18 protein-coding genes are annotated in these 14,927 nt (G+C 65.9%); 10 read left to right on the top strand and 8 right to left on the bottom strand.

The annotated features are described in order from the left end of the window. Window positions 1-4: 4 nt before the first annotated feature. The 6 genes from K883_RS20680 to K883_RS20655 all read left to right on the top strand — a co-directional run bounded on the left by K883_RS20680 (window position 5) and on the right by K883_RS20655 (window position 5,103). A complete protein-coding gene (locus tag K883_RS20680; protein WP_020822544.1) occupies window positions 5-823 on the top strand; it encodes a class I SAM-dependent methyltransferase in 819 nt (272 codons plus the stop codon). Beyond that, window positions 816-1,670, top strand: a complete 855-nt coding sequence (locus K883_RS20675; RefSeq protein ID WP_020822543.1) for a lysophospholipid acyltransferase family protein — start codon at window positions 816-818, stop codon at window positions 1,668-1,670. Before K883_RS20680 ends, K883_RS20675 begins: the two co-directional genes overlap by 8 nt. 67 nt (window positions 1,671-1,737) lie before the next feature. Beyond that, the gene (locus K883_RS20670; RefSeq protein ID WP_020822542.1) at window positions 1,738-2,190 is read left to right on the top strand and encodes a helix-turn-helix transcriptional regulator; all 453 of its coding nucleotides are present in this window, start codon (window positions 1,738-1,740) and stop codon (window positions 2,188-2,190) included. A gap of 4 nt (window positions 2,191-2,194) precedes the next feature. After that, on the top strand, window positions 2,195-2,605 hold the full coding sequence (locus K883_RS20665) for a VOC family protein (RefSeq protein ID WP_020822541.1): 411 nt from the start codon (window positions 2,195-2,197) through the stop codon (window positions 2,603-2,605). Between the two features lie 111 nt (window positions 2,606-2,716). Then, window positions 2,717-4,171 (top strand): aldehyde dehydrogenase family protein, encoded by a 1,455-nt coding sequence (locus K883_RS20660; RefSeq protein ID WP_008256733.1) that lies wholly within the window; start codon window positions 2,717-2,719, stop codon window positions 4,169-4,171. A gap of 86 nt (window positions 4,172-4,257) precedes the next feature. Beyond that, window positions 4,258-5,103 (top strand): class I SAM-dependent methyltransferase, encoded by an 846-nt coding sequence (locus tag K883_RS20655; RefSeq protein ID WP_020822540.1) that lies wholly within the window; start codon window positions 4,258-4,260, stop codon window positions 5,101-5,103. Window positions 5,104-5,113: 10 nt separating this feature from the next. Here the strand turns inward: K883_RS20655 and K883_RS20650 are convergent, their stop codons facing one another. Then, the gene (locus K883_RS20650; protein WP_008256701.1) at window positions 5,114-5,962 is read right to left on the bottom strand and encodes a glycoside hydrolase family 16 protein; all 849 of its coding nucleotides are present in this window, start codon (window positions 5,960-5,962) and stop codon (window positions 5,114-5,116) included. A gap of 252 nt (window positions 5,963-6,214) precedes the next feature. On the opposite strand from K883_RS20650, the gene K883_RS27660 reads away from it, so the two are divergent. Further along, on the top strand, window positions 6,215-6,421 hold the full coding sequence (locus K883_RS27660; protein ID WP_131810880.1) for a hypothetical protein: 207 nt from the start codon (window positions 6,215-6,217) through the stop codon (window positions 6,419-6,421). A 340-nt stretch (window positions 6,422-6,761) separates the two neighbouring features. On the opposite strand, the gene K883_RS20645 is transcribed toward K883_RS27660, so the two are convergent. After that, window positions 6,762-7,061 (bottom strand): PE family protein, encoded by a 300-nt coding sequence (locus tag K883_RS20645; RefSeq protein WP_008256699.1) that lies wholly within the window; start codon window positions 7,059-7,061, stop codon window positions 6,762-6,764. 510 nt (window positions 7,062-7,571) lie between these two features. Between K883_RS20645 and K883_RS20640 the strand changes: the two genes are divergently transcribed. Continuing rightward, complete coding sequence (locus K883_RS20640; RefSeq protein ID WP_020822539.1) at window positions 7,572-7,757, top strand: hypothetical protein; 186 nt, start codon at window positions 7,572-7,574, stop codon at window positions 7,755-7,757. A 39-nt stretch (window positions 7,758-7,796) separates the two neighbouring features. On the opposite strand, the gene K883_RS20635 is transcribed toward K883_RS20640, so the two are convergent. The 3 genes from K883_RS20635 to K883_RS20625 all read right to left on the bottom strand — a co-directional run bounded on the left by K883_RS20635 (window position 7,797) and on the right by K883_RS20625 (window position 9,958). Continuing rightward, complete coding sequence (locus K883_RS20635; protein ID WP_020822538.1) at window positions 7,797-8,438, bottom strand: carboxymuconolactone decarboxylase family protein; 642 nt, start codon at window positions 8,436-8,438, stop codon at window positions 7,797-7,799. 133 nt (window positions 8,439-8,571) lie between these two features. Then, entirely contained in the window at window positions 8,572-9,144 is a 573-nt protein-coding gene (locus K883_RS20630) for a TetR/AcrR family transcriptional regulator (RefSeq protein ID WP_008256689.1), read from the bottom strand. Between the two features lie 118 nt (window positions 9,145-9,262). After that, window positions 9,263-9,958, bottom strand: coding sequence for a cutinase family protein (locus K883_RS20625; protein ID WP_020822537.1), 696 nt, complete (start codon window positions 9,956-9,958; stop codon window positions 9,263-9,265). 119 nt (window positions 9,959-10,077) lie between these two features. On the opposite strand from K883_RS20625, the gene K883_RS20620 reads away from it, so the two are divergent. Beyond that, window positions 10,078-10,740: a class I SAM-dependent methyltransferase gene (locus tag K883_RS20620; RefSeq protein WP_020822536.1), complete on the top strand. Its 663-nt coding sequence runs from the start codon at window positions 10,078-10,080 to the stop codon at window positions 10,738-10,740. Between the two features lie 14 nt (window positions 10,741-10,754). Here K883_RS20620 and K883_RS20615 read toward each other — a convergent pair whose 3' ends face one another. The 3 genes from K883_RS20615 to K883_RS20605 are packed head-to-tail and all read right to left on the bottom strand — an operon-like array spanning window position 10,755 to window position 13,820. Further along, window positions 10,755-11,831: a prenyltransferase gene (locus K883_RS20615; RefSeq protein ID WP_036455768.1), complete on the bottom strand. Its 1,077-nt coding sequence runs from the start codon at window positions 11,829-11,831 to the stop codon at window positions 10,755-10,757. Next, window positions 11,818-12,576 (bottom strand): class I SAM-dependent methyltransferase, encoded by a 759-nt coding sequence (locus tag K883_RS20610; protein ID WP_020822534.1) that lies wholly within the window; start codon window positions 12,574-12,576, stop codon window positions 11,818-11,820. The genes K883_RS20615 and K883_RS20610 overlap by 14 nt, the downstream gene beginning before the upstream one ends. Beyond that, window positions 12,570-13,820 (bottom strand): glycosyltransferase family 4 protein, encoded by a 1,251-nt coding sequence (locus K883_RS20605; RefSeq protein ID WP_020822533.1) that lies wholly within the window; start codon window positions 13,818-13,820, stop codon window positions 12,570-12,572. The genes K883_RS20610 and K883_RS20605 overlap by 7 nt, the downstream gene beginning before the upstream one ends. A gap of 290 nt (window positions 13,821-14,110) precedes the next feature. Between K883_RS20605 and K883_RS20600 the strand changes: the two genes are divergently transcribed. Then, the gene (locus K883_RS20600) at window positions 14,111-14,908 is read left to right on the top strand and encodes a DUF1906 domain-containing protein (protein ID WP_020822532.1); all 798 of its coding nucleotides are present in this window, start codon (window positions 14,111-14,113) and stop codon (window positions 14,906-14,908) included. Window positions 14,909-14,927 lie beyond the last annotated feature (19 nt).

Here is a 14,927-nt window from a genome sequence, read left to right as displayed (position 1 = left end):
TGTGATGGGCACGGCCAAGACGCTCGACCAGACTGCTGTTGCGACAATGCCGCGGGGCGGCCCGGACGCATCGTGGCTGGATCGTCGGTTCGAGACCGATGCACTGGAGTACCTCGACCGCGACGACGTCTCCGACGAGGTCAAACAGAAGGTCATCGGGATGCTGGATCGCATCGGCACCCTGACCAACCAGCACGAGACTTTCGCCCGGATCGCGCTGGACGTTGTCGGCGACATCCCCAACCCCCGTGTTTTGGAGTTGGGTGCGGGTCACGGCAAGCTGTCCGCCAAGATCCTCGAACTGCACCCCACGGCCACGGTCACAGTCTCCGATGTGGACTCCACCTCGGTCGCCAACATCACCGCGAGCGAGCTCGGCACTCACCCTCGGGCGCACGCCAAGGTGATCGATGCAACCGCCATTGATGCCCCGGACGACAGCTATGACCTGGTGGTGTTTGCGTTGGCCTTTCACCACTTGCCGCCCGCGATCGCCTGTCGCGCAATCGCCGAGGCCACCCGGGTCGGGAAGCGGTTCTTGGTCATTGACCTCAAGAGGCGAACGCCGTTGGCCACCTTGATGTTTCCGGTGATGGCGCTGCCGGTGAACCTCGCGCTATTGCCGTGGTCCTGGATACCGCCGTCCGTGCACGACGGGTTCATCAGCGCGTTGCGGGCGTACAGCACATCGGCGCTCGAGGCCCTCGGCCACGCCGCCGGCCCGGGGATACGGGTCGAGGTCCTGCCGTCGCCGCGGCGTCTTGGGATGCCGTCGAACGCCGTTGTGTTCTCGCGTCCGGACGGACCCGCCGACCATGAGTGACGAAACTGATCTGGTCGGCATCATGCAACCCAGTAGCCGCGTCCGGTCGCTGCGCCGGGCGCTTGATGTGGTGACCGAACGGCTGCAACCCGTTCTGGACCTGTCCCGGCCGTACGTCGACGGCCTGGAGAATCTGCCGCCCGACGGGCGATTCCTGTTGGTGGGTAACCACACTCAGTTCGGCTCCGAGGTCTTTCTGATCCCAGACATGGTTCGGCGCAGCGTTGGAACGCGGGTGCGGCCGCTGGCCGACCGGAACTTCGGGCGGCTGCGGGGGTTGCCCGCCGATCTGATGGCGGCGTTCGGTGGCGTCATCGGCGCCCCCGAGACCGTCCGCGAGCTGATGCGCCACGACGAAACCATCCTGGTGTTTCCCGGCGGCGGACGCGAGATTGCGAAATTCAAGGGTGAGGAGTACGCGCTGCGCTGGCAAGGACGCTCCGGATTCGCTCGCGTTTCGGTGGCGAACGGCTACCCGATCGTGCCGGTCGGGCTGGTCGGGGGCGACGATGTCTATCGCAGTTGGACCACGCGCGACAGCGCGTACGCGAAGTTCAGTGCGGCGCTGAGTCGACGATTGAATGGCCGCCCGGACATGGCTATGCCGCTGTTGCGGGGGATCGGCCCCACACTCATCCCGCGGCCGCAGCGGATGTATTTGCGGTTCGGCGCCCCGATCGACACGACGACACCGCTGGGGGTCGAGAACGAGCAGTGGGTGGACATCGTCAAGGAGCGGACCCGACGGCAGCTGGAAACCATACTGTCCGAGCTGCTCCGGTTCCGGGAAAAGGATCCCTACCGCGGGCTCAACCCGCTGGCATGGCACCGCGCCGCGACGGCCTGAGCCCGACACACGGTCAGATACGCACGGATTTAGGCGATTTGCGGCCCGGGGTGGCAGCATCGAGCGGGTGACCGGCAGAGCGGACGCGACGGCGCAGCGGCTGCGGACCCTTGTTCTGTTGCGCCGCGTCCGGGACCGAATCGACCGCGACTACACGCAGCCGTTGAACGTCGAAGCGCTGGCCCGTGACGCGCACGTGTCCGCCGGCCACCTCAGCCGCGAATTCCGTTCTGCCTACGGCGAATCGCCATACTCCTACTTGATGACGCGACGCATCGAGCGCGCGATGGCACTGCTTCGCCGCGGCGACCTGAGCGTCACCGAGGTCTGCTTCGCGGTCGGCTTCTCGTCATTGGGCACCTTCAGTAGCCGGTTCACCGAATTGGTGGGTGTACCACCCAGCACCTATCGCCGGCAGTCAACCGATGCGCTGGCCGGCATACCACCATGCGTGGCCAAACAGGTGTCGAGACCGATCAGGAATCGAGAAGCACCCGTCGCCGGGCCGGACCTAGCCTGACCGCATGAACATCACCATTCACTCGAGCTTCCTTCCCCATGACGATCCGGAAGCCTCACTCGCCTTCTATCGCGACGTTCTCGGCTTCGAAGTCCGCCTCGACGTCGGCAAGGGCGCGATGCGCTGGATCACCGTCGGCCCGCCGAACCAGCCGGACACCTCCATCGTCTTGAACCCCCCGGCCGCCAACCCAGGCCTCACCGACGACGAGCGCCGCACCATCGCCGAGATGATGACCAAGGGCAGCTACGCCACACTGTTGCTGGCCACCAAGGATTTAGACGGCACCTTCGAACGGCTGCAGGGCAATGACGTCGAGATCGTTCAGGAGCCCACCGACCAGCCGTACGGCCTTCGCGACTGCGCCGTCCGCGATCCGGCGGGCAACCTCATTCGTATCCAAGAACTGCGCTGAGGCCATCCGCCTGCGAATGCTTGACCAGCCGTGTGCAGAATGCTAAGCAAGTGCTCAGCACTGAGCGCATTCGGCGCTGGTTGCGACGACTGGCAAGACGAAAGGGATCAGATGACGGTGCAGGCGGTACTGGACGACCTTCGAAAGCGACCCGGAACGGGTGACGTCATCACGGTCATCGATCCCGCGACCGAGGAGACGATCACCGAGTTCACCGATTGCGGGCAGGAAGCGGTCAACGAGGCCGCCGCGCGGGCGAAGGCGTCGTTCGAGTCGGGTGTCTGGTCCGAGCTTCCCGGCCGCGAGCGGGCCAAGATCTTGTGGCGGATTGGGGATTTGATCGACGAACACGCCGAAGAGTTCGCCCAACTCGACTCCCTGAACACGGGAATGCCCTTGATGCAGGCCCAGTTACAGATGTCCACCTGTTCGGAGTTCTTCCGCTACTACGCCGGTTGGTGTTCGAAGATCAACGGCGTCGCCTACGACGTCAAGACCGACGGCATCGCGACCGACAACTACGTCAATATGCACGCCTACACGCTCAAAGAGCCCTACAGCGTGGTGGGGCTGATCTTCCCGTGGAACGGGCCGATCTTCAACGCGAGCGCAAAACTCGCGCCGGCCCTGGCCGCGGGCGGCAGCCTGCTCGTCAAGCCCGCCGAGGAGACACCGCTGTCGGCACTGTTGTTGGACAAGCTCATCCACGAGGCCGGCGTTCCCGAGGGCGTCGTCAACCTGCTGACCGGTTACGGCCACACCGCGGGCGCCGCGATCACCGCGCACCCCGACGTCGAGAAGGTCGCCTTCACCGGTTCGACCGAGGTCGGTAAGGAGATCGTGCGTGCTTCGGCGGACAACCTGAAGAAGGTCACGCTCGAACTCGGCGGGAAATCGCCGGTGCTGATCTTCGACGACGCCAACCTGGACAACGCGATCATGATGGCGTCGCTGGGCATCTTCGTGCACTCCGGCCAGGGCTGCGTGTGCGGGTCGCGCATCTTCGCCCAGCGCGGGGTCTACGACCGGGTCGTGGAAGGCATTGCGATGATGGCGAATTCGTTCAAGCTGGGCGCCCCGAGCGAAGAGGGCTGCGTCAGTGGCCCGCTGATCAGTCAGAAGCAGCTGAACCGGGTGATGGGATTCATCGACGAAGGCAAGAAGGACGGCGTGGAAGTGGTCACCGGCGGCCACCGCCTGGACCGCAAGGGCTACTTCGTCCACCCGACGGTGCTGACCAACGTGGACCCGGGTATGCGCCTGTACCAGCAGGAGATCTTCGGGCCGGTGGTCACCATCCTGCCGTTCGACGACGAGGACGAGGCCGTGGCCCTGGCCAACGACACCACCTACGGCCTGGCGGCCACCGCGTGGACGGAGAACCTCGGCCGGGCCCACCGCATCATGAGGCGGCTGCAGGCCGGCAGCGTTCAGGTCAACTGCCAGTTGGTCTTCGACCACGATGTGCCCTTCGGCGGCTACAAGCAGTCCGGCTGGGGCCACGAGTTCGGCAAAGAGGGCCTGGAGATCTACCTGAAGACGAAGTCGGTCTGGGCGCAGCTGTAGATCCCAGTCCGGGCCCCGCCGCGGGCAATCCGACGCGCGGGCGGGGCCGATCAGTAGGGCGGCAACGAGGTGCTATAACGCAACGTATGGCTGGCCCAGCGCACGCGATCACCCATGTCTCGGATACGGCCCGGTGGACGGCCTTGCACCGGGCCACCGAATCGGCCCGCCCCGACGCGTTGTTCAGCGACCCGTTTGCCGGACTCCTGGCCGGTGAGCACGGCCGCGCGATCGTCGACAACGTGCCCCGCACGAGTCGCAGCGGTTGGTGGCTGGTCGCGCGGACCAAGATCATCGATGACGCCATCGCCGACGCGATCGCCGACGGATGCGACCGGGTGCTGAATCTGGCCGCCGGGCTGGACACCAGGCCGTATCGGCTGGACCTTCCCCCCGACTTCGTGTGGGTGGAAGCGGATCTGCCGAAGCTGCTCTCCGAGAAAACGCAGGTGCTCGCCGAGCAGGTGCCGCGCTGCCGGTTGACCCGCACCGCCGTCGACCTCGCCGACCCGCGGGCCCGCGACGACTTCCTGAACGAGGCGCTCGACGGTGCAAGCAAGGCGCTGGTGCTGACCGAGGGCCTGCTCATGTATCTGGACGACGGTGACGTGACCGCCCTTTCCGCGGCGATCAAGCGGCCCGAGGTCCACTGGTGGATGCTCGACTTCGCCGGGCCCGGTTTGAAGAAGCTGATGAACAAGAAGATGGCCGGCATGTTGCAGAACGCGCCGTTCAAGTTCGCACCCGAGAACGGGCTGGCCTACTTCGAAAGCCTCGGCTGGCGCACCGTCGACGTGCAAGCGCTGTATCTGGCCGCCCACCGCATGCGTCGCTTACCGCTGGTGATGCGCCCGCTCGCGTGGCTGCCGCAGCCGGATCCCCGCCGTCCGGGTGGCCGGGCCTGGAGCGCGACCGCCCTGCTGACGCACTGAGCGCGCCGGTCTACCAGACGCGGATCCAGTCGATGAGCATGTCGGCGGGGTAGGTGCCGGGGCCGGGGTCACCGCCACCCGAGCCGGCCACCGCCAGGTTGAAGACCGGATACGTCGTGTAACCCGCCCCGTTGAACGGCCAATCGGGCAGGGCACTGGCCGGTACGTCGAAGTAGGGCTGCGCGCCGTCGGCGTAGTCCTTCCAGAACCGGATGCCGGCCTCGTCCCACTGGCATCGCCAGGTGTGCCATGCGCTGTCCACCGCGATGTTGTGGGTCTTCCACTCGCCGCCGTTGGCTTTGGCGTGGACGGTGGTGGCCGAGGGCCAGTTGCCGTTGCCGTACCACTCCATCACATCGATTTCGCCCTGGTCGTCATTGCCCAGCCAGTAGGCGGGCCAGGCGCCCGCGGTCAGGCAGTTCAGCTTGATCCGGGCTTCCCAGGTGTGGCCGACCCCGCCGCGCCAGGTGCTCTGAACCTTGCCGCTGTAGTAAGTGGGTCCGTCCTTGGCGGCGCGCAGGACCAGATTGGACTTGCCGTCCAGGAACACGTTCCGGCGATCATCGCGGTACTGGCCGATGTTCTCGGGTCGCTCCCAATAGGTTGGGTCCTTGATCGTCTCGCGGGCTTTCGCAACCACCCACTTGGACGCATCGGGTGCAGAACCGGCAGGGCCGTCGAATTCGTCGGCGAATATGTAGGTCCCGGACTGGCCGCTGGGCGCGGCGGGCGCCGGTATCCGACCGGCGGGTTCATCCCGTCCGGCCGGGTAGGCCCAGGTTTTCGGGGCCGGCAGCGCGGCTGCCAGCACGCCGATCCCGGTTGTCAAAATCATGCGGCGGCGATCGATCTCCGGCATAAGCAAGGGACCCTAGCAGCCGGCGGTGCGCGACGGTAAACGGGAATTGTCGGAGCCTGCCGCTACGGTTCGAATCGCGGTCGGCCGTGCACGGACGGCGGCACGGCAGGGGCACCCGGATGAGATTTGGGAATTCACGGCCAATTCTCATCTCGGGGGATGGTTTGGTCTCAGGATTCGGCGGGCATTCTGGGATCACGATCCAATAACCACTGTCCTAGCTTTGCGGGTGGTCTGAGAGGAGTGACGATCGTGGCGAATACCCAAGAAGGCACGGTTATTTTCCTTCAGTCCCACCCGGTATGGGCCGCCGCCCAACGTCGTGAACGCGAACGTAGCGAGGCGATGCGTCGCCATCCTTCGTTTCGGACCCGTCAGCGCGCAGCGGTCTCGGGCAATGCGGTTATTCCCTTGATCCGCAATTTCAAGGCCTACTCGAGCACAAACACCCCGGCCTGATCCCTTTTCGGGTTGGCTGGGTGCCTGGAAATCACGCGCACCCCACGCGGCTACCCATGGCCCGCCGCAGATACGCCCTGGGCGGCGGCGACGGAGTCCAGCGCATCACCCTCTTGTCCTCGATCGCTTGGTCGCCGCGGCCGCGGGCCCCAAACCTTTCACGAATGTCGTGACGTAAACAATAGCGTTGTCGATTATCATGTATTGCGAGGTATAGTCGTCGATTGATTTGAGCGTAGTTTGGCACTCGCCAATGCGTTTTGCGCGCCCCTGTTACCGAATGTTCTTGGCCGCCGCGACGGCAGCAGTCCGCTGTTCTGATCCCCGGACGCCCGAACGCTCACTCCGCCGACGACGCGTTGGCCGCCTCGGTCGCCGCATAAGAGCCGGCGCTGGCGGCCAGCATCACCACCATCAGGTCTTGGATCGCGGCCGCGCGCGCACTCAGTTCCTGAAACCGTTGAGCATGAGCCGCAAATCGCACCGCGGTCAACATTGAAACCTCATCTGCCGCGGCCGGAACGACCGCGACCGTCGGGGCCGCCGCGGCGGTGTTCTCGGCGTTCAGTGCCGCGCCGATCGATTGCAGGTTTGCGGCCGCGGCCGACAGCTTGTCTGGAGCAGAAGATACGGACGACATCTGACTTCCCTTCAGTGGACTGGACCCCGGACGAACACGCCGACGTGTCCGGTTGCCCCGAGACGGTATTTATCGCGAAGCGACACGTTCAACGCGTCCGCTGCCTTAAAAAAGGGCTGAACTTTGCCTTTCGTACACGCTCTCATTGATTTTAATTGGCCCGACTATGGTTCGATAAACTCAACGGCGGGAGCTGGTGAATTTGCTATGGGAATATATGTTCACGGCGCGAAAACATATACTGTCGCTGAACATATGTGTCCTATTTGAATAGTTGTTCAGACATTGACCCGCGCGACTTTCGAGGGTTCGTCGACCTAAGCGCGACGGCGGCCATACGCGGTGCGCCGCCGGGGGGCATTTACACGCTCCGAGAACTACTACAGTTCGTAGTAGCCGCTAGTTGGGAGAAGCCGATGGCCGAGAACTGGAATGCGGTGACAACGCGGCGTTCGGTAGCGTCGGCGATGGAGGGGTTCGGCACTGCGACCTTGTTTGTCTACGCGCGCGTTGCCCACCATCCTCCCCGATTTCCAAGACAGCTTTACGTCGGGACCGCGGATCAACGTCACCTGGTTATCCTGGCTGTCCGCCGTCGGCGAAATCGGGGCCACCCTGTTCCTCGGCTATGCGGGGCTGCGAGTGCGGCGCCGGGCGGCCATCGAGCCGCCCGGCCGCGCTCGCGAAACCGTCTAGCAGTTCGTTGCGCCCCCGCCGATCATTTCTCAGCGATCGTCAGTCATGCCCGGACGTCGCGGCGCCAATGTCGAGCACGCCGCCGCCTTCGGGATCATCGACCTCGACAGTCGGGTCGTCGACGTCGTCGAATTCTAGCCGCAATGCCCGGGACATGATTGCGTGCATCACGTACATCGTTGTGGTGTAGGTGAATTCGAGGATCTCGGCGTCGCTGAAAGCCGCCCGCAACTGGGTTATCAACCGCTCGGGAACGCGACCGTGCTGTCCCGCAAGGCAATCCGTATAGGCCAGCAGCAGCCGTTTGGTCTCGTCAAAGCAGTCGGCGGTCTGCCAGGACGGTATGGCCGCGATCTTCTCCTCAGACAAACCCGCCGACCGGCCCGCTTTGCAGTGCTGCGAGAAGACGAACTGGCTACCGACCACCCAGCCCGCACGGACTTGGCCCAGCTCGCGGTGATCGGCCCGGATGGACACCTCTTCGCGGTAGAGGCGGAAGCCACGGACGGCGTGGCGCAGGGCGGCGGGGGACTGGGCCATCACAGTCCACCAGTTGCCGAGCGTGCCACCAACCGCACCCGGCTCGCGCACAGGATCACGCTCGCCGAACATGAAGTCGTACATCTTCAGTGTGAATTCGTCGCTGATTTCACTCCGCGGGATCGGCTTCAGACGCGGCATTGCGTCTCCTTCAGGTCGCGGCACAGATCGGGCAACACGACGGTCTGCGTAGGATGCCGATCAATCTTAAGTTCCACCGCGGCGCCGACGCAGCTCACGGCCAGCGCGGATGAGGGATCCGTCCATTCCGCGATCAGGGGCGCAAGCCGGCGAGCACCATGTCCGCGAAGTTATCGCCGATCTCGGTCAGCGAGCTACGACCTTCGGGCACATACCAACGGTGAATCCAGTTGTACATGCCCAGAACGCCAAGCATCACCAGCCGCGGGTCCAGATCCGAACGGAAAGCCCCGCCCGCGACACCTTCTTCGATGATCGCCAGCAGCGTCTTGCCGTACACGTCGGCGTTTTCGACTATGCCTTGTGCTTCGGGAATGGTTGCGATGTACTGACTTTCAGCGAACAGCACAAAGAGCTCAGGATGGGTGACAAGGTCCCCGATGTAGGCACCCAGGGCGCGACGCAACTTTTCCGCGGGCGGCCCGTCTGACTCGAGCGCATCCCGGCAGTGCCGGGTCATCTCGTAAGCCGGCTGCTCGACGAGCGCGACCAGCAATTCCTCTTTGGTGCCGACGTAGTAGTAGAGCGACGCACGGTTGATGCCCACCTCGCTGGCGACATCTTCGAGGCGCGCCCGGGCGAATCCCTGCCGGCGGAACACTTGCGCGGCGCCCTTGAGAATGTCTCGCCAGCGCGCGTCGGACACGCTGCGGTCGGCATTTCGCCGCTCATGGCGGCGCCGTGCGTTATCGCTTTGCTGACGTACGGCGGGAATCGTCGGTCTCCTGACGTGCGGTTGTCGCGTTGCCTGTTGCGCGCCTGGCTCAGAGCTTGCCGGCGACGAAGTCGGCGGCCTGGTTGGCCATGCCCGCGTCGATGTAGGCGCCTGCGAGATGCTGTGGCCAGTTCTGCTTCCACGTGTTCGGGTCGGCCGGGTTGCAGATCGGATCGGCGCCGTGGCACAGCTCGATGGTCCGGTCGTTATAGGTCGGGTTGAAGTTGGTGATCGGACCCACCCACTGACTTCCGTTGCCGAACAACGCGACCGCGGCGATGTGCTGGTCGACACCCGGCGGCAGGGGGCTGTCGAAACCGAACGCGCCGATGGGCGCCGCGAGCACGACGTCGGTGACCGCCGCGCCCAGCGAGTAGCCGCCCAGCACAAGCCGGGTGTCGGGGCAACTGTTGACCATGTCCTGGATGTGGTGGCTCATGTCGTTGGCGCCCTGCGCGACCTCGGTGTCGGCGGGGTACCGCACGGCATAGGCGTCGACGGTCCTGTTCACCTTGGATCGCAGGGCGCTGATGAACGCATTGCCCAGCACACCCGGTCCGGGCGATTCGTTGCGGCCGCGGGCGAACACGACCTGCACCGGCGGGCAGGCCGCGGCGGCCGATGGCGCCGCAAGCGGCGACGCGGGCGGAAGGGCCGCGGTGACCAGCACCAGGGTGGCCGCCGTGGTCACCGCGGCAAGGCCGACGGCAGCGAATTTACGGATAGGCAAGGCGCGCACGCCCATGATGGTAAAGCGATCCCGCCACGCCCGCTGGCCGGCCGGCGCGCAGACGTCGTGTGATCGCTCAGCGCGAACATCGACCACGGTGACGGTGGCGCCGATCCAGGCGATAAGTTCAGCTGATGGATCACGTCGACGCGGGTGCCCCCGAGCGCTTGTTCGCCCTGGCCGAACGGGTACAGGGTTTCATGCCGGCCGACGAGGGGCGCGCCCTGTACGACGCTGCGCTGCGCTATCTCGACGGCGGCACCGGCGTCGAGATCGGCACGTACTGCGGCAAATCCACCCTGTTGCTGGGGGCGGCGGCGCAGCAGACCGCGAGCGTGCTCTACACGATCGACCACCACCACGGCTCCGAGGAACATCAGGCCGGCTGGGAATTCCACGACGCCTCGCTGGTCGATGAGGTCACGGGCTTGTTCGACACCCTGCCGACGTTTCGCCGCACCCTCGACACCGCCCAGCTGGACGACCACGTCGTCACCATTGTCGGCAAGTCGCCGCTGGTGGCGCGGGCATGGCGGGCGCCCCTGCAGTTCCTGTTCATCGACGGCGGCCACAGCGAGGACGCGGCGAACCAGGACTTCGACGGATGGGCCAAGTGGGTGGCCACCGGCGGGGCGCTGGTCATCCACGACGTCTTTCCCGACCCCAAGGACGGTGGGCGGCCTCCGTACTACATCTACTGTCGCGCAATCGATTCCGGGAAGTTCCGGGAGGTGTCGGCCACCGGATCGCTACGCGTGCTCGAACGCGTCAGCGGCCAGCTCGGGGAACCGATGTAGCGGACAGTCTCCGGCTACCGGCCGGGCCCGGTTGCGACGCATTCGCAGTCGAAGTCGGTCTGCAGGCCCATCGGCAGCGCGTCGCCGCGGAAGATGCCCGCGCCGGCGGTCGCATTCGACAGGGCGTCCGCCGCCAGGATCATCGCGGCGCCGGTCCAGGTGGTGCGCTCCTCGGGCCACCGTTTCCCGTCCGCGAAAACCAGGCCCGTCCAATAGGATCCGTCGCTTTCGCGAAGGTGCTGCATCGCGGCGAACTGGCGGTGAGCCTCGGAGCGCTGGCCGAGGGCATCCAGCGCCATCACGAGCTCGCAGGTCTCGGCGCCGGTCACCCAGGGGCGATCGCCGACGCATCGGATGCCCAGACCGTCGACGACGAAGTCGTCCCAGCGCTGCTTGATGCGCGCGTCCGCCGCCGGACCCCGCAAGGCACTGCCGAGGATGGGGTAGTACCAGTCCATCGAGTAGCGTTCTTTTTCGGTGAACGCCTCCGGATGGTCGGTGATGGCATGGCCCAATCTGCCCACCGCCAATTCCCACTCGGGCTGCGGGTCCTCGACGAAGGCCGCCAGCGCGAGCGCGCAGCGGATGCTGTGATACACGCTGGAGCACCCGGTCAGTAAGGCTTCCGGCAGCAGACCGGCCTCGCCTCGCGCCCAAGCGATTTCACCGTTGCCGACCTGCATGTCGATGACGAAATCGATCGCCTTGCGCACCGCCGGCCACATGTCGGCCGCGAACGAGGCGTCGCCCGTGACCAGTACGTGGTGCCAGACACCGGCGGCGATGTAGGCGCAGAAGTTGCTGTCGCTGTTGGCGTCTTCGATCACACCCGCCCGAAACTGGATGGGCCAGGAGCCGTCGGACCGCTGGGTGCGGCGGCTCCAGTCGAAGGCCGCACGTGCGGGCTCCAGCAGCCCGGCGGTGGTGAGCGCCATCGCGCACTCCACGTGATCCCACGGGTCCGTGTGGCCGCCCTCGAACCAGGGGATGGCGCCCGAGGATTCCTGTGCGGCGGCAATCGACAGCGCGGTCTGTCGGCATTGTCCGGGAGTGAGCACCCCGGCGACCGCGGGCAGGTTAGACCGATGCAACTGAATATCCCGCGCTCGCTTGGCTATCGGCGTCCTGCTGTTTGACGAAGTACATCGCCACGCTCTTGCCGACCAGCGGATTGAGCAGTGACTCGGCAAGCTGGGTGATCTTGGGTCGCTGCATCAGATCCCACACCAGAAGTTTGTGGTAGGCGGTCACCGCGCGGTGGTCGGTGTTCGAGACGCCCACAGCGCATTTCAGCCACCAGAACGGCGAGTGCAGCGCATGCGCGTGATGGGTATGTGTCAATTCCATTCCGCCATCGAGGATCTTGCCCCGCAATTCGTTGGCCCGGTAGATGCGGACGTGGCCGCCCTCGTTGGCGTGGTATTCGTCGGACAGCAACCAGCACAGGCGTTCGGGCAGCCAGCGCGGCACACTGACCGCCAGCGTGCCACCGACTTTGAGCACCCTGATCAGTTCGGCGATGGCGATGTCGTCTTGCGGTATGTGCTCCAGAATCTCCGAGGCGATGACACAGTCGAATGTCTGATCGGCGTAGGGCAATGTGAGCGCATCCCCGACCACCACCTTCGCCGACGCTCCGGCGGGCGCCTCGCCATTGTCGGCCATCGCGCGCAAAATGGTGTCGACCGACCGTAATTCGTCCTCGGCGCGGTCGAAGGCGACGACGTCGGCGCCGCGTCGATACGCTTCGAACGCGTGCCGGCCCGCGCCGCAACCCACGTCGATGACCTTGCTCGACGGCCCGATCCCGAGCCGGTCGAAATCGACTGTCAGCATGTCGCCTCGCCCCGCGCGGTACGGGCGATCGCCCGCTCGTAGACCCGGACGGTCTGGGCGGCGACGGCTTCCCAGCTGAATACGTCGACTGCGCGTGTTCGTCCCGCCCTGCCGAGGTTGCGGCGCTTTTCCGGAGAATCCAGGAGTTCGGCGAGCGCGTGGGTCAGTGCGTCCACGTCGGCGGGCGGCACCAGCTCGGCGCAAGCGCCGTCCGTCCCAAGGACTTCCGGCAGCGCGCCCACCCGGCTGGCGACGATCGGGGTGCCGCTGGCCATGCCTTCCACGGCCGGCAGCGAAAACCCTTCGTAGAGCGACGGAATGCACGCCACCTCCGCGGACGCGAACAACGCCGCGAGCTCGGCATCCGAGAGCCCGCTGGTGATGTGCACGATGTCGGAGATCCCGAGTTCGGCGATGAGCTTGTGGGTCGGGCCGTTGGGTTCGACCTTGGCGACGAGCCGTAACTCGAGATCACGAACGGTGCGCAGCCTGGCCACCGCCTGCAACAGGGTACGGACGCCCTTGAGCGGGGTGTCGGCGCTGGCGATCGCGATGATGCGACCCGGTTCTCGCGGGCCGGAGCCCGGTTTGAACAGCTCGGTGTTCACCCCGAGCGGCACCACGTGCAGCTGGTCCGGCGAGACGCCGAAGTCGCTGATGATGTCGGCGGCCGAGGACGACGAGACCGTCAACAGGTCGGGGATGTGGCGGGCGACCTCCTGCTGCATGTCCAGAAACCCATACCAGCGGCGCACCAACGGTTTTCGCCACCATCGCGCCGCGGCCAGATCCAGCACCCGATCGCGGGTGATCGGGTGGTGCACGGTGGCCACCACCGGCAGTCCCGCGCCCGCAATGGTGAGCAGCCCGGTGCCCAGGCTCTGGTTGTCGTGCACGACGTCGAAATCGGCTGCCCGCTCGGCCAATAACCGCGCGGCCCGCATCGTGAACGTCCGCGGTTCGGGAAAGCCCGCGGTCCACGTGGTCAGCAATTCCAAAAGGTCGATGGAGTCGCGAATTTCGCTCGGCCGCGGCACCCGGAAAGGGTCGGGTTCCCGATACAGATCAAGGCTTGGAACCTCGGTGAGCCGGACCCGAGGGTCGAGCAGGTCGGGATACGGCTGCCCGGAAAACACCTCGACGTCGTGACCGAGTTCCACCAGACCGTGGCTGAGATGGCGCACGTAGACGCCCTGTCCGCCGCAATGGGTCTTACTACGGTAGGACAGCAGGGCAATTCGCATACTCAACTCTTCTTTGCTGGAAAATGACCGCGGAAAGGCGCCGAATCCATCGCGGTCAACGGGCTCCCGAACTCCGTGACAGCAAACTGGACATGTGTCCAGACTATAGTTCGATCACCTAAGCGAGCGCAACGAGCCCGAAATCCTCCGTCTCGCGCGGAGACGGCCCCCGGGATGTCCGACACGCAAAGATCATGCCACTGGCGGAGGGCCGCCGGCTTTCCGGCCGGGGGCCTGCCGGTGCTGACCGGCGAAAATGAGCGGCCCGCGGCCTTTGTTACCATCGCGCGGTGCGGGATTCGGCTGCACCGGCGGGACACGCGCCGCGATCTGTCTCCAGACGCGACGTCCTGAGGTACGCGTTCGCCCCGACCATCCTCAGCCTGGCGGCCGCGATGGCCGAGGGACCGACGGCGGCGGCCGCCGGACTGACCCTGATCGATTTCGCCGAGAAGCGGATCGCGCCAGACGAGATCAAGGCCGCGGGATACGGCGGCGTGGTCAATTACGTGTCGGAGTCGCGGCCGGGCGCGAACTTCGAGGCGAAGCCCATCACCCGCCCGTATGCGGACTCGCTGCGCGCGGCGGGCCTGCAGATCGTCAGCAACTTCCAGTACGGCAAGCCGGGTTGGCCCGACCCGTCGGACTGCACCCGCGGGCACGACGGGGGCGTCGCCGACGCCCAAACGGCGATGCGGCTGCACACCGCCGCCGGGGGACCGGACTCGGCGCCGATCTTCTTCAGCATCGACGACGACATCGACGAGAACACCTGGAATGGCGTTGCCATCGACTGGTTTCGCGGGATCAACTCGGTGCTGGGCGTCGGCCGCACCGGCATCTACGGGCACGCCAGGGCGTGCGGCTGGGCGATCCGCGACGGCGTCATCGGGAACTCCAGCACGCCTGGGCACCGGTGGGCGTGGCAGACGCGGTCGTGGTCGCACGGGGAGCGCGAACCGGCGGCGGTGCTCTACCAGGCCGTCGTCAACAGCCCGTCGAACCCGGGCCCGCTGCTCGGCGGGATCAACGTGGACGTCGACGACGTCCTCGCGCCCGACTACGGGCAATGGGATCTGCCGCGCTGATCCGAACGCACGACACCCC

The organism is Mycobacterium sp. TKK-01-0059, from assembly GCF_000709305.1.
Lineage (GTDB): Bacteria > Actinomycetota > Actinomycetes > Mycobacteriales > Mycobacteriaceae > Mycobacterium > Mycobacterium intracellulare.
The sequence above is the reverse complement of the archived record's forward strand: the minus strand, read 5'-3'. Positions and strand labels throughout refer to the sequence as shown.

Excerpts from the sequence above, each read along its gene's own strand:
- K883_RS20680 (WP_020822544.1), top strand. The coding sequence starts at position 5 with ATGGGCACGGCCAAGACGCTCGACCAGACTGCTGTTGCGACAATGCCG.
- K883_RS20675 (WP_020822543.1), top strand. The coding sequence starts at position 816 with ATGAGTGACGAAACTGATCTGGTCGGCATCATGCAACCCAGTAGCCGC.
- K883_RS20665 (WP_020822541.1), top strand. The coding sequence starts at position 2,195 with ATGAACATCACCATTCACTCGAGCTTCCTTCCCCATGACGATCCGGAA.
- K883_RS20660 (WP_008256733.1), top strand. The coding sequence starts at position 2,717 with ATGACGGTGCAGGCGGTACTGGACGACCTTCGAAAGCGACCCGGAACG.
- K883_RS20655 (WP_020822540.1), top strand. The coding sequence starts at position 4,258 with ATGGCTGGCCCAGCGCACGCGATCACCCATGTCTCGGATACGGCCCGG.
- K883_RS20650 (WP_008256701.1), bottom strand. The coding sequence starts at position 5,962 with ATGCCGGAGATCGATCGCCGCCGCATGATTTTGACAACCGGGATCGGC.
- K883_RS20645 (WP_008256699.1), bottom strand. The coding sequence starts at position 7,061 with ATGTCGTCCGTATCTTCTGCTCCAGACAAGCTGTCGGCCGCGGCCGCA.
- K883_RS20635 (WP_020822538.1), bottom strand. The coding sequence starts at position 8,438 with ATGCCGCGTCTGAAGCCGATCCCGCGGAGTGAAATCAGCGACGAATTC.
- K883_RS20625 (WP_020822537.1), bottom strand. The coding sequence starts at position 9,958 with ATGGGCGTGCGCGCCTTGCCTATCCGTAAATTCGCTGCCGTCGGCCTT.
- K883_RS20620 (WP_020822536.1), top strand. The coding sequence starts at position 10,078 with ATGGATCACGTCGACGCGGGTGCCCCCGAGCGCTTGTTCGCCCTGGCC.
- K883_RS20610 (WP_020822534.1), bottom strand. The coding sequence starts at position 12,576 with ATGCTGACAGTCGATTTCGACCGGCTCGGGATCGGGCCGTCGAGCAAG.
- K883_RS20605 (WP_020822533.1), bottom strand. The coding sequence starts at position 13,820 with ATGCGAATTGCCCTGCTGTCCTACCGTAGTAAGACCCATTGCGGCGGA.